The organism is Chloroflexota bacterium, from assembly GCA_014360825.1.
Taxonomy (GTDB): Bacteria; Chloroflexota; Anaerolineae; order UBA2200; family JACIWT01; genus JACIWT01.
The window spans coordinates 179,028-192,026 of sequence record JACIWT010000002.1 but is presented as its reverse complement, the minus strand read 5'-3'; the positions used below and the strand labels follow the sequence as shown (position 1 = coordinate 192,026).

Here is a 12,999-nt window from a genome sequence, read left to right as displayed (position 1 = left end):
AGTACTATAGTACTGCCTCTACCATGGCCAACATCTGTTCCGGTGCAAAGTTGTGCACTGAGCACGCTTTGTTCGGGCAAGCCATCACACAGGCTCCACAACCCTGGCAAAGCGCGGCGTTCACCACGGCCACATTCGTAACCGGGTTGATAGTTCGTGCTTCATAAGGGCAAGCGCTGACACAAATGCCACAGCCTGCGCACATGTCAGCCGCCACGTAAGCGACCGTTGGCTCGGCCACGATTTCCTTATGGGAGAAGAGGGAGAGCACTTTCGCTGCCGCACCGCTGGCCTGGGCCACGGTTTCCGGGATATCCCGCGGGGCTTGGGCTGCGCCAGCCAAGTAAATGCCCGCAGTTAGGCTCTCCACAGGTCGCAACTTGGGATGCGCCTCGCTGAAGAAGCCATAAGCGTCCGTGCTGATGCGCAACCGCTGGCCCAATTCAAATGCATCCTCGCGGGGCACCACTGCTGTGGCCAGCACTACCAGGTCGGCTTCGATCTCAATGTTATGTCCACTCAGGGTGTCGGTGCCCCATACTGCTACTTTCTCGCCGTCGCGGAAGATTTTGGCTACCTTGCCCCGTAGATACAGTACGCCGTATTCCTCCTGGGCACATTGCACGAATTCCTCATATCCCTTACCTGCTGAGCGGATGTCAATGTAAAACACATAGGCCTGGCCCTCGGGCACCTGCTTTTTGTACATCATCGCCTGCTTGGCCACGTACATACAGCAGATTTTCGAACAGTAGGGCATGTTGTGTTCGGGATCGCGGGAACCAGCACACTGGACCCAAACGACCTGCTGGGGCACTTTGCCGTCGGATGGGCGCACCACCCTGCCACCCGTAGGTCCTTCGGATGCAAGCATGGCCTCCAACTGGAGTCCATCTATCACATCGGGCACCGCCCCCCCACCATACTCTGGCAAGCGGCTCATTGGCAAGAGGCTGTAGCCCGTAGCCACTACAATTGCGCCCACCTCCTCCTTTATCTCGCCCCTTCGTGTGCGTATCCGCGCCTCAAAGTTGCCCACGTAGCCGTTCACTTCCACGACCTCGGACTCGACCAGGGTACGGATGCGGCGGTGAGAACGGACACGATCCAACCGGTCGGCCAGCAGTTCGGATGAGGAATCGAAGTTCAGATAAGTACCGGACAGATGAGCCATATGCCCACCTAAAGTGGGCTCCCGTTCCACTAGGATGACCTCATACCCACCATCGGCGATATCCAAGGCAGCCTGCAAGCCAGCAATCCCCCCACCTACGACAAGTGCCCGCTTGACCAGCGGCATCGCCAGAGGTTCCAGATCCTCGTTGCGACGCACCTTCTCCACCATAGTCCGGATGATCTCAATAGCCTTTGTCGTAGCACTCTTCTGGTCACCCTGGTGCACCCAACTGCATTGTTCACGGATATTAGCAATCTCGCATTGGTAAGGGTTTAGTCCCGCGTTGGCTACGGCACGACGGAAGGTGGTCTCATGCATGGTGGGGGAGCAGGCCGCCACCACGACGCTGTCGAGCGAATGCTGGGTGATGGCCTCTCGGATCAGGTTCTGACCCGGATCCGAACACATATACTTGTAATCTATGGCGTATACAACTCCGGGATAGTCCCGGAGAGCCTCGGCCACTTGCTGCACATCCACCGTGCCAGCAATGTTGGTCCCACAATGGCAGATGAAAACACCGATGCGTTTCATGTTACCCTCTATGAGTTCACAAGCCCTCGTCACGTGGAGGCGAGGGCGGCCTCAGGAATGGACTCTTGGGCGCACCATTGCCCAAATAATGTCAGCACCTTAGCCGCCGCACCGCTGGCCTGGGCCACGGCCTCGGGAATGTCTTTTGGTCCCTGCACCGCTCCCGCCAAGAAAACGCCAGGGCGCGAAGTCTCTAATGGACGTAAATTGGCGTCGGCTTCGATTAAAAAGCCGCAATCATCGGCCTCGAGATGAAGCAACTTCGCCAGTTCCGCCGTGCCTGACGATGGCACGGTGGCCGTTGCCAATACGACCAAGTCGGCAGCAATCTCTACACTCTGCCCACTGAGCGTGTCCACACCCCATACCATCACTCTGTCGCCGTCACGGAATATCTTGCTCACTTTGCCACGCAGGTAGAGCACGCGATCCTCTTCCATTGCCCTGCGGATGAATTCCTCGTAGCCTTTACCCGCCGCGCGAATGTCAATGTAAAACACATAAGCCTGTCCATCGTGCACCTTATGTTTGTAGAGCATGGCATGTTTCGCGGTGTACATACAACAGAATTTGGAGCAGTATGGCACACCGGTTTCGGGGTCCCGGGAGCCAGCGCACTGCACAAAGACGACTTCCCGGGGCACCTTGCCGTCGGAGGGCCGCCTGACTTCGCCCGCCGTGGGACCAGAGGCGGAGAGCAAACGCTCGAACTGGAGGCCGCTGATCACATCAGGGACCTCGCCGCAGCCGTATTCTTTCAGATCAGCCAGCGGGTAGAGATCGTAGCCGGTGGCCACGATAATCGCGCCAACGCGCTCCTCTATCACTTGCTCTCTTTGATCCCAGTCAATCGCGCCGACGGGGCAGAACTTCACACAAGCCTGGCACTTGCCGCGTTCAAAGTAGATGCAATTGTCACGATCAATGACTGGTTTATTGGGGACCGCCTGAGGCGACAAGGTGTAGATAGCCTTGCGTGTGCCCATCTGCCCCTCGAATTCCGACGGCACGCGCTTGGGGCATTTCTCCTGGCATAGGCCACAGCCAGTGCACTTGCTCCAGTCCACATAGGCCGGATGACGGCGGATTCGCACCGAGAAATCGCCTATATCTCCCCTCACCGACTCGACCTCTGCGTAGGTCAACAGATGGATGTTTTCGTGGCGGCCAACTTCGACCGTGCGCGGGGTCAGAATGCACTGCGCACAATCCAAGGTGGGAAAAGTCTCGGAGAATTGGGCCATGCGCCCGCCAATGGAGGGGAGTCGTTCGACCAGCACGACCTCGTAGCCGGAATTGGCGATGTCCAGTGCCGCCTGGATGCCAGCGATACCAGCGCCGATGACGAGCGCCCGAGTGCTATTCACGCGGGAACCTCCTGCAGGAGAAAACCCCTCTCGCGTAAGATCGGCTGCGGGTCCACATAGAGTTTGTCCAGTCCATACTTGCCTGCATCCAGCCCCAGGGCGATACCGAGCAATTGGGTAAAATACAGCACTGGCAGTGGCCTGAAGCCGGAATATCTCCGCTGCATCTCGGACTGGCGACGGTCGAGGTTAAACTGACAAAGCGGGCAACTGGTGACTATGAGATCTGCCCCGGCACGCTCTGCTGCCGAGAGGATGGTGTAGGAGGGCATCAACGCTGCCTCCGCTGATTTGACTGCTATGTAAGAACCGCAGCATTCGCTGCGATGCGGGAAAAACACCGCTTCTGCGCCCAGCGCAGCCATTAGGTCTTCCAGGACGCGGGGCTTTTCCGGATCATCCAAGCCGATTTCGGCGAATGGACGGAGTAACAAACACCCGTAATAAGCGGCTACCTTGAGCCCAGTCAGTGGCCGCATCACCCGTTCGCGCACGGCGTCGAATCCGATGCGATCGCGGATGATCTCCAATAAATGGATCACAGCCAAGTCGCCGGCGTATTCCTCCTCGATGAAGAGGTTGATTTTATCTCGCGCCTCTGTGTCGTGTGCAAGGAAATAATTGGTGCGTTTCAGAACGTTGTAGCAGGTAGCGCAGGCGACGGCGAGTTCCTCACCCTGTTTGCGGGCGTTGGCGAGGTTGCGAGCGTTGGCCGTGAACTCCAACAGGTTCTCGCTTGAAAGAGGGTAGGTGGCCCCGCAGCAACCCCAGCCGGACATTTCCACCAATTCGACACCCAGCGCGGCCATGGCTTCTCGCGCCGAGATATCAAAACCCGCTGCCTTCTCGTGCAGCGTACAACCAGGAAAGTAGGCGATCTTCATAGGTGACTCCGTTGGTTGACAAATCAACGTGTGTATTTGCGGAAGCCGCCGATAAATGCCTGTTGTGGCCACTCAGCCAGTTCGTCAGGCGAGATTTTGGTCACAAGTATGTGATCGCCGTAGCGCTCTAAAGCGATCTTACGGATGGCCTCCATTACTCTGGCCAAGTCCACACCTTTCGGACAGCGAGCGACACATGTCAAACACGAGGCACAATACCAAATGGTCTCCGATTGCAGGACCTCATCCTCGAGCCCCAATTGCACGAGGCGAATGATCTGGCTGGGCAGAACGTTCATGGAGCCTGCAGCCGGGCAGCCGGCGGAACACTTGCCGCATTGGTAACAGGCCAAGAGGTCCTGGCCGCTCAATTCTGCAACCCGACGGACGAAGTCGGAATTCAGCCTGCCAGTGGAAAGTTGAATGCGCGCCATTATGTCACCTGGTATTTGGCTTTGCCATCTTCATAGGCGTCGCCACCGTACATATCGTTCACGACGATGGCAGGAAAGTCCTCTACCTGCAGCCGCCGTAGCGCCTCCGCACCCAAGTCATCGTAGGCGATGACCTCCGCCTCTTTGATAGATTTGGCGATGAGTGCCGCTGCTCCACCAGTGGCGGCCATGTACACTGCCTCATATTTTCGGATGGCCTCGCGGACTTCCGGCGAGCGATTCCCCTTGCCAATCATGCCCTTCAAGCCTGCCTGGAGCAGACGGGGCGTGTAAGGATCCATCCGGTAACTGGTGGTAGGCCCAGCGGAACCAATGGGTTTGCCTGGTTTGGCCGGAGACGGCCCCATATAATAAATGATCTGGCCCTTGGGGTCAAAGGGCAGCGGCTCGCCTTTCTCTAGCGCCTCGACCAGTCGCTTGTGGGCTGCATCGCGGCCCACATAGATCGTCCCCGTAATGTGCACTTCATCTCCAGCGCGAAGTTTCGCAATTGTTTCGTCCGTGAGAGGTGTCGTTATTTTCATGTCTGACCTCCTAGTTTACAGGTTCTACCAAAAGGACGTCCATAATCCACGCATTACCTTCGACGGTCTTGGCCAGGGTTCCGGTCACCTTGACTTGTCTGCCTACGTAACCGTCGAGGTCAACCTTCGCCGTCTTGCTGCTCAACAGGCAGATGAGGCCGCCCTTCTCATCGAGGAGTTTGTGGGAGCCCTGCATATATATAGACATACCCAATCGTTGGACAATGCCGCTTCGCTGAGAAAGGCTGCCGGGCTGGGCAACTTCAGTATCTATTCGCTGGATGACTAACTCTTTCAAGAAAGCGCTTTTCTCGAACACTACCCCGTGCACCGTCACAGTCTCGCCCACATAATTCCTGAGGAGAGTCGTGTCACCGCCTGTCACCCGATATGTTACCCGCGAACGCGATGTCCAATTCACTCCAATGATGTAATTGCCGTCTTTCTCCAACATCACTAAGCCAGTAATGGCAGAGGGCTCGGAGGGCGTAGGCGTCAAGCGGGTAGACAGAATCGCACATCCAGTCACAGTGACGACAAAACCCGCTAGGCAGACAGCAGATAACAGTCTGCACATATTAGGTCTTTACAGCACGGCTTCTTTATGCCGCGCTGAATGGCACTGGATGTTGACGGCCACTGGCATTGAGGCGATGTGGCAAGGGTAAGTTTCGGCATGCACCGCCAATACGGTCACCCGGCCCCCAAAGCCTTGGGGCCCTATACCCAGTTTGTTGGCCTTCTCCAGTATTTCGGCCTCCAACGACGCGACCTCTGGATCGGGGTTGGGTGCACCGACCCGGCGCAGGAGCGCTTTCTTAGCGATGAGCATCGCCTTGTCGGCTGTCCCCCCGATGCCCACACCCACGATAATAGGTGGACAGGGATTGGCGCCGGACTTATCCACGCAGTCCACGACGAAGTCCACAATGCCCTTCCGTCCCGCCGCCGGAGCCATCATATTGAGGTAACTCATGTTTTCGCTGCCGCCGCCCTTGGGCACGACAGTGATTTTAAGGCGGTCACCGGGAACGACGTCAGTGTGGATCACGGCCGGGGTATTATCCTTCGTATTAATGCGGGAAGAGAAGGGATGCTCTACCACCGACTTGCGAAGGTAGCCCTCCGTATAACCGCGACGCACACCTTCGTTAATCGCATCCACCAAACTACCACCGACAATGTGCGCATCCTGTCCCAGCTCAAGGAAGACCACCGTCATCCCGGTATCTTGGCAGAGGGGCATCTGCTCCTCTCGTGCCACATCCGCGTTTTGCAGGATCTGATCGAGCACAGCCTGTCCTACCGGCGATATTTCTTGTGCTCTGGCCGCTCTCAGTGCATCCAAGACGTCTTCGCCTAGGTAGTAATTGGCGTCGATGCAGAGTTTAGCCACCGTTGCAGAGATTTCATCGGCCTTTATTTCGCGCACTGTCCCACCTCCTTTACAAAAATGAGGACATCACAAGGCCGCCTACCAAACGCCCTTACGACCAGCCCGCGATGTCCCCGAAGCCGATGGCCTGTACTCTATCCACTTGTACTGGCACTGCGCGGTGACCAAGTGTCCACTGCCGCGCGGTGACCAGGAGCCTTTGTCTGTGTTCAACAAAATGTGGTCATGGCTCTTCATCGAGCCTATCTCCCAATCACATATTTTACAACCTTTGCGTCGAGTTGTCCAGCGGAACGGTTTGCCAGTACCCAAGGTCTTTTAGTTTGGGTCGAAAAGCGCAATTTGTCAAATTCGTACAAAGCAGGTATAATTGAATTACCTGTGGGCGAGTAGCTCAGTCGGTCAGAGCGCACGGTTCACATCCGTGAGGTCGTAGGTTCGAGCCCTATCTCGCCCATTTATGTTTGAGCCATGGCAAGGCCTAGGGGGAGGCTTGGCCGTGGCTTTTCTAATCAGGGCTATGGAGGGCGCGCCATTGTCGGGTTTTGCACTAAACTACCTCGGTCGCCTCATCGCTTGCGTGCTAGGTTACGCTTTCCTTGCCATCGCCGCAAACCTCATGATCTGGTGGGCATCTCAGCGGGCGCAAGAGCCAGTCCGATATCGCTGGCAACAGATCATGACCACTCTCGCTCAATACCATATTGCCGAAATCCTACGCCTGGTCTACTACGTAGGGCTGCCTTATGTGGCCCTTTATCTGGGGTTTGTCAATTTGCGGGATATGGGTCTGGCCCGATCAGATTGGATCGCAGGGATCGGTTGGGCTGTTGTCGTTGGCATCTTGGGATACATGCTTTTGGCGCTCATGGCACGGTTGCTCCGCAGACTGTCCGAGAATGGAAGGCGGAGATTCACCCGCCTGGCCGTCCTTGACCAGCCGTGGGGATGGGCTTTTCTGCTAAGAGAGAGCATCTATCTGGAAGTGTCCTGGGCGTTCTGTCGCAGTCCTTTCGTCTTCGCTTTTGGCGACTACTACGGCGCGTATGCCGGCTTCGTCTTTGTACTGCTGGTCGCTTTGGTGGACCCAGGATTGCGAACGCTCTTGCGGGCGGTGGGATGTCGGGAGGAGTATTTGCTTTTGGGAAGCCTGGGTTTCTTAACCGCAACTGCCTATGCCCTCACCCATAATCTGTGGTTGTGCTTGGCTCTCCACTTCGCCATTGAGGTGACGCTGTGGTGGATGGTAAGACCCCTGCATGTCGCCCGTTCGCAATAGAACCTCGGCCGCACGATTGACCGGATAGCCCCGCTATGGTATCATCTCCTTGCTTAGAAATCGCCACGATGGCAATTCTATTGAAAGGGGGACGATGATGCAACCACGTGCTCAGGTTTTCCTCAGCCTCCTGGGACTGGCTGTTCTCGTCACGGTGATTAACCTGGTTCGCACCAAGAAACTGCGTGAACAGTATGCTCTCCTCTGGCTGGCAATTGCGGCATTGTTTGCCATTTCGCCCATTGTAATAAACTCACTCGATCGCATCGCCTATGCCTTGGGCATTGATTACCCACCCGCTCTGTTCTTCACGATCGCCTTCCTTCTTTTTGTGCTGATCCTGTTCCAGTTCTCTACCACCATCTCCGATTTTGGCGACCGTATCAAGGTGCTAACCCAAGAGATCGCTTTGCTGGAACGGCGGGTGAGGGAATTAGAAAACAACCTGAACGAGGCAGAGAAATAGTGAATATGACGCAGCCATCCTTGTCCCGACAAGAGCGTTTCACCATCGCTTTGCTCATCCTCATCGCGTTTTTGGCGCGGCTGGCACTACTCCAAGTTGACCGTGTAGTGTGGGGTGACGAGCCTTTCTACCTCTGGTTAGGAAGGAATTGGATCACTGGCCAGGGTTATAGTTTCACGGGTCACCCTGATGTGCATCATACCCCTGGCTATCCCTTTCTCACAGGTATTATTTACCCGCTCACACACAATATGGAACTGAGTTCGGATCTTTGCTACCTGGTCTTCGGTTCCTTGCTCCCCCTGCCGATTTATCTGATCACTCGGCGTATCTACGGTCCCCCTGCTACCTTCGCAGGACTGCTCGCTGCTCTCTATCCTGCCTTGACGGGCGCGATCCTGCGCTGGGGCACATTGACGGAAGCACCATACTACACCCTCGTGTACAGTGGCCTCTACGCTTGTTTGGTGGCCCTGGAGGACGAGCGCCGCTGGGCCTATGCCCTGGCAGGCGCGCTCTTCGGAGCGGCCTATCTCGTGCGCCCAGAGGCTATCGGATACATCGTGGTTTTGTTCTTGTTCTTGTCGGCCATGAAATTGTTCTCACGGCGACTCTTCCACCGCCCTGTGTTAGCAGGGTTGGTGCTGTTTGCGGCCAGCGCGGCCCTCTTCGTGCTACCTTATGCCGCCTACACGGCATACCACACCGGTCATTGGATGATCACCGAGAAGGCAGGGGTAACGTTTGAGACTGGCATCGGCTTGGCGTACGGCAATACCGCTGCTTTTGATAAGTCCACCTGGCGGTTGGATAGCACAGGAAAAGAGGTCTACTTCTTCTCGCCTGAGAGTTACCTGGTGGAGGTGGGCGGAGCAACCATCACTCGAACCGCTTTTGTGAAACTGATCCTGCGCAACAGTTGGGCATTTATCGAACTGCTATTCACCTGGCGGCTCTTCCCTTATTTCTTCCTGATACCAGTCGGCCTGGCACTGTTCCAGAAGCCATGGGACAGGCTCTACTTACAGCGCCAGTTGTTCATGGTGGCAAGCATTGCTCCAGTGTTGGGATTCGTGCTGTTCTTCGTCCAGGAGCGCTACATCGCGGCAGTACTGCCAGGCTTGTTGGTATGGTTGGGAGCGGGCTTGTGGGAATTAGGGAGATGGCTATCCGACACCGCGACTCAATTGCGCCTTCCTGGTGCGATGCCTAAGGTAATCCGATCTTTCCTGAACCTGATCCCATTGCTGTTTGTCTTGGTTTACTGTCTGGCTATGCAGCCGAACATGCTAAACAAGACCAGCACCGGTTCTTGGCGTCCGGCGCACAAGGAGATAGGTCTGTGGCTGCGAGATAAGGTCACGCCGGATACGGTGATTATGTCACGGTATCCGGCCATTGCGTTCCATGCAGACACGAAGTGGGCTGCCACGCCCAACGCAGAGGTCGGGGAGATCACCGATTACTTGCAGGCTAAAAACGTCCGCTATTGGGTTTTGGATGAACGAGAAGTGAGATTGCGACCGCAATTTGAGGGGCTCATTTCCGGCGAGGCAGTGCCTGCCTGGCTACGGCTGATCTACTCTGAAACGCTCCAAGGCGAGCGCATGGTGGTGTATGAGGTAATGTTGTGAGTGCCCACGCGTGGTGATGCCCGTTTCACGGCATTGGCCAGTATCTCAAGGGGGATGATGAACCTTCGGCAAAGGGCAGCCGCTACAGAAATCGCAACATTGATCATCGTGCTCCTTCTGGCGCTAAGCCTGCGCCTGTATCGGCTTGTGCCTCCGGAACAAGGACTTCGTTATGCCCAAGACGCTGACGAGGGGGCATATCTTACCAGCGCCCAGTTGATGCTCCAAGGCTACCTGCCTTACCGGGATTTCTTCGCGGTTATCCCTCCTGTTGCACTCCACCTTTTCGCTGCGATCTTGCGCCTGACTTACACACCGTGGGGCAGCCCGAGCGGGTTCATGGCGGTCCGTTATCTGTGCGTGGCGATGGGCACCGTTTCAGTGCTGGTAACGTATCTCATCGGGCGCAAAGTCGGCGGGCGGTGGGCGGGGCTACTGGCTGCATTTCTGGTGGCGGTGGATGGCATCGTGGTCGCTCAGGACCGCCGTGCCATGCTCGAGGCACCCAGTAATCTGTTCACCCTCTTGGCCCTCTTCGCCTATCTGGGAGCCATAGAAAGCGAAAAACGCCTACCGCTGGCAGCGGCGGGCGTGTGCTCTACCTTAGCGCTCTTGTCGAAGGGAACAGCGCTAATAGTTCCAGTATTGATTGTGTTGCATGTACTACTGCAACGAAGATTTCGCGCCTTGCTCATCTTCGCTGCGACTGTTGCAGTTACCTACCTGCTATTGGCAGGCTATTTCCTGATCACGTGCCCGGAACAATACCTCAAACAAATGTACCTTTTTCACCTGTTGCGCCCTCCTGATGGCACGGTTGGTATCATCGCCCGGTTGATAGAGATATGGAATTACACCTGGAGTTGGCTCACTGTACGCCTGGGATTATTGGGTTTGGTCTTCGCCATTTTGACGCTACGGCAGGACGGGCAGCGTGAACAGTGGCTTGTGATCATCGGCTGGGGCGTAACGGCTTTGTTGCTCAATCTCGTTTCCAGAACGTACTGGGCGACTTATTTCTCCCAGTTGGCTTTTCCGCTCGCGGTGTGGGCTGGAGGGCTGCTGAGCGACCGGTTCGCAAATCTGAAGATAGCGAAGATGCCACTACCTTATTTCCAAGTTGGCCTGATCGCCCTGGTGTGTGTACTCGGCGCGGGTAACCTAGTCCGACAAGCCAAGGCCACTCGAGATGCTCTGTGTCAGATCAAACCTGTGCACTTGGAGATGGCTGCCGTGTTGCGCGACCAGGTGCCAGAAGGAGCCAGCGTGCTCGTATTCGAGCCCAACTACACTTTCCTGTCGTCACGACCGTTGGCGGGGTTGCGCGATGGTGGTTTCTTCGTGGACAGTTATGGCGAAATGTTATATATTAACTTGGGGATGGCGAACACACCGCTGTTTGCGCTCTCGGGCAGAACGAACGAAGACAACGAGGCCAATGCCATAGACGTTTTCCACCGGCAACCGGCTCAGGATGCGATATTGGCCTTGTTCCAGTCATCGGATTACGTTGTACTCGATGCCCGAACGGCACGGCAATTGAGTAGCGACACGCAAGCGTATATCCTGGCTCACTCCCAACTTGTGGCTAGTACGAGTGGGGCCACGTTGCGTGCCCGGCTGAGTGAGCAAGAGTAATATGGAGAACGTAGGAAAGCAGCGCGCCACAAAATTCACGATATATGCCATTATTTTGGTTTCCTTCGTCCTGCGGCTGCTCTTGCTGCGCGTGGATCGCATCGTGCGTTGGGACGAACCGGATTACCTCCTGATGGGCATCAACCTATTTTCTGGCCGGGGGCTCACCGTAGGCCAAGTGCCCGAATTGCATTACGCACCCCTCTTCCCCATTGTCACTGGAACGTTGGGCCTGGTGCTCGGTGACGCCAAACGGGCAAGCGACCTCTGCTATCTGATCTTCGGCACCCTGTTGCCCCTGTGCACGTATTTGGTCGCCCGACGGACAAGCGGAACGACAGCTGCCCTCATCACAGCAGCGCTAGTGGGCGTCTTTCCCCCTTTGTCTGCAGGGGTGCTCTTCTGGGGGACGATGATTGAGCCCATGTACGTCGTGCTCCTCCTTACCGCTCTCTACGCCTGGTTTCGCGCTTTGGATACCAACCTGGCCAGGTGGCATCTAGGGGCGGGTGTATTGCTGGGCTTGGCCTACCTTACCAAACCCGAGGCGCTGCTTCACATGGCGTTCTTGTGGGCTATTGTAACACTTTACCGCTTGGCTACCAGAACAATGCGAGACCGCAGGACAATAACCAATCTGGCGTTGGCTGCATTGGCTTTCATTATGGTGATCTCTCCATACATAGCGTACCTATACCGATACACCGGGCGCGTTCTGCTCAGTGGCAAATTAGGCGTGACCTACGCAGCAGGGTTAGGGGTAGTAATAGGCGACCCCGTGCTTTACGACCGCGAGTTGGCGCGGCTTGACGAGGCCGGCGAGCATATCATCTGGTTCTCTCCAGATCGTTTCAAGTACAGTTTGCTCGACTACATCCGCCAAGACCCTCGCCTATTCCTATATCGCACCTGGCATAACTTCAACGCATTAGAGCAATCGCTCTTCTCTCACCAGGCGTTTCCTTTTTATCTGCTAGGGTTAGTCGCTCTGGCGTGGTTCGCTCGAAAGTGGGATCAGAGACGGGTCTGGAGTATGGCGATGCTTCTGGCTTTTTGCCTGCCTTTGGCATCCTTCCTGCCCTTCCACATCGAGTTACGATACTTCGCCCCCCTTTTCCCAGTGCTTCTCCTCTGGGTGGCGGAAGGGATCACGGAATTGGGTCATTGGTGGCGCGAGACGGTTTCCAACCTCATGGGGCACGAGCCCCACCCAGCCTGGCTCGCCTTGGGAACACGCCTGCCAGCCTTCGCACTCTGCGCGCTCTTCCTCGCTTTGCAACCGTTTGTTGTGGCCAATGGTCTGGCTGACATGAACCCTGCGCCACGAGAGGCAGGACTATGGCTTAAGGCGAACACTCCACCGGAGACGCTGCTCATGACCCGTGATACCCAGGTGCCATTTTATGCTGAAAGGCCCTGGATTCCATCGGCCAATGAACCCTACGAGCGCCTCATCCACTATGCCCGCAAAAACCGCGTCCAATATTGGGTAGTGGACGAGCGTGAGGTAACAGTGATACGTCCACAATTGAGTTTCCTCGCGGACACAACGAATCCACCACCGGAACTGGAATTCGTGCGGAAATTCTCAGGGGGAAAATGGGCGGTCATTGTATACCGCCTTGTGGCTGCCCCATGAGGAACG

At 56.2% G+C, this 12,999-nt stretch carries 12 protein-coding genes and 1 tRNA gene; 6 read left to right on the top strand and 7 right to left on the bottom strand.

Annotation, left to right across the window (positions count from 1 at the left end; all coding sequences use genetic code 11):
* Positions 1–4: 4 nt before the first annotated feature.
* Genes H5T64_02225 through H5T64_02195 form a run of 7 tightly spaced genes read right to left on the bottom strand, consistent with a single transcriptional unit; the run spans position 5 to position 6,373 of the window.
* Positions 5–1,711 (bottom strand): CoB--CoM heterodisulfide reductase iron-sulfur subunit A family protein, encoded by a 1,707-nt coding sequence (locus H5T64_02225; protein MBC7263156.1) that lies wholly within the window; start codon positions 1,709–1,711, stop codon positions 5–7.
* Between the two features lie 29 nt (positions 1,712–1,740).
* Positions 1,741–3,078: a CoB--CoM heterodisulfide reductase iron-sulfur subunit A family protein gene (locus H5T64_02220; GenBank protein MBC7263155.1), complete on the bottom strand. Its 1,338-nt coding sequence runs from the start codon at positions 3,076–3,078 to the stop codon at positions 1,741–1,743.
* On the bottom strand, positions 3,075–3,962 hold the full coding sequence (locus H5T64_02215) for a CoB--CoM heterodisulfide reductase iron-sulfur subunit B family protein (protein MBC7263154.1): 888 nt from the start codon (positions 3,960–3,962) through the stop codon (positions 3,075–3,077). Before H5T64_02215 ends, H5T64_02220 begins: the two co-directional genes overlap by 4 nt.
* A 23-nt stretch (positions 3,963–3,985) precedes the next feature.
* Positions 3,986–4,396, bottom strand: a complete 411-nt coding sequence (locus H5T64_02210; protein MBC7263153.1) for a 4Fe-4S dicluster domain-containing protein — start codon at positions 4,394–4,396, stop codon at positions 3,986–3,988.
* Positions 4,396–4,941 (bottom strand): Fe-S-containing hydro-lyase, encoded by a 546-nt coding sequence (locus H5T64_02205; GenBank protein MBC7263152.1) that lies wholly within the window; start codon positions 4,939–4,941, stop codon positions 4,396–4,398. Before H5T64_02205 ends, H5T64_02210 begins: the two co-directional genes overlap by 1 nt.
* A gap of 10 nt (positions 4,942–4,951) precedes the next feature.
* Positions 4,952–5,518: a hypothetical protein gene (locus H5T64_02200; GenBank protein ID MBC7263151.1), complete on the bottom strand. Its 567-nt coding sequence runs from the start codon at positions 5,516–5,518 to the stop codon at positions 4,952–4,954.
* A 9-nt stretch (positions 5,519–5,527) separates the two neighbouring features.
* Entirely contained in the window at positions 5,528–6,373 is an 846-nt protein-coding gene (locus H5T64_02195) for a fumarate hydratase (protein ID MBC7263150.1), read from the bottom strand.
* Between the two features lie 347 nt (positions 6,374–6,720).
* On the opposite strand from H5T64_02195, the gene H5T64_02190 reads away from it, so the two are divergent.
* From H5T64_02190 to H5T64_02165, 6 genes are all read left to right on the top strand, one after another.
* Positions 6,721–6,794 (top strand) — tRNA-Val (locus tag H5T64_02190).
* 42 nt (positions 6,795–6,836) lie between these two features.
* Positions 6,837–7,616 carry a hypothetical protein gene (locus tag H5T64_02185; protein MBC7263149.1) on the top strand — a complete coding sequence of 260 codons (780 nt, stop codon included), beginning with the start codon at positions 6,837–6,839 and terminating at the stop codon, positions 7,614–7,616.
* A gap of 94 nt (positions 7,617–7,710) precedes the next feature.
* Positions 7,711–8,082 (top strand): DUF2304 domain-containing protein, encoded by a 372-nt coding sequence (locus tag H5T64_02180; protein MBC7263148.1) that lies wholly within the window; start codon positions 7,711–7,713, stop codon positions 8,080–8,082.
* A gap of 5 nt (positions 8,083–8,087) precedes the next feature.
* The gene (locus H5T64_02175) at positions 8,088–9,716 is read left to right on the top strand and encodes a glycosyltransferase family 39 protein (protein MBC7263147.1); all 1,629 of its coding nucleotides are present in this window, start codon (positions 8,088–8,090) and stop codon (positions 9,714–9,716) included.
* Complete coding sequence (locus tag H5T64_02170; protein MBC7263146.1) at positions 9,717–11,354, top strand: glycosyltransferase family 39 protein; 1,638 nt, start codon at positions 9,717–9,719, stop codon at positions 11,352–11,354.
* Position 11,355: 1 nt separating this feature from the next.
* Complete coding sequence (locus H5T64_02165) at positions 11,356–12,993, top strand: glycosyltransferase family 39 protein (GenBank protein MBC7263145.1); 1,638 nt, start codon at positions 11,356–11,358, stop codon at positions 12,991–12,993.
* The last annotated feature ends 6 nt before the right edge of the window (positions 12,994–12,999 follow it).

What these genes read in the sequence shown, in the direction of transcription:
- H5T64_02225 (MBC7263156.1), bottom strand. Translation starts at nt 1,711, where the DNA reads ATGAAACGCATCGGTGTTTTCATCTGCCATTGTGGGACCAACATTGCT.
- H5T64_02215 (MBC7263154.1), bottom strand. Translation starts at nt 3,962, where the DNA reads ATGAAGATCGCCTACTTTCCTGGTTGTACGCTGCACGAGAAGGCAGCG.
- H5T64_02210 (MBC7263153.1), bottom strand. Translation starts at nt 4,396, where the DNA reads ATGGCGCGCATTCAACTTTCCACTGGCAGGCTGAATTCCGACTTCGTC.
- H5T64_02205 (MBC7263152.1), bottom strand. Translation starts at nt 4,941, where the DNA reads ATGAAAATAACGACACCTCTCACGGACGAAACAATTGCGAAACTTCGC.
- H5T64_02200 (MBC7263151.1), bottom strand. Translation starts at nt 5,518, where the DNA reads ATGTGCAGACTGTTATCTGCTGTCTGCCTAGCGGGTTTTGTCGTCACT.
- H5T64_02180 (MBC7263148.1), top strand. Translation starts at nt 7,711, where the DNA reads ATGATGCAACCACGTGCTCAGGTTTTCCTCAGCCTCCTGGGACTGGCT.
- H5T64_02175 (MBC7263147.1), top strand. Translation starts at nt 8,088, where the DNA reads ATGACGCAGCCATCCTTGTCCCGACAAGAGCGTTTCACCATCGCTTTG.
- H5T64_02165 (MBC7263145.1), top strand. Translation starts at nt 11,356, where the DNA reads ATGGAGAACGTAGGAAAGCAGCGCGCCACAAAATTCACGATATATGCC.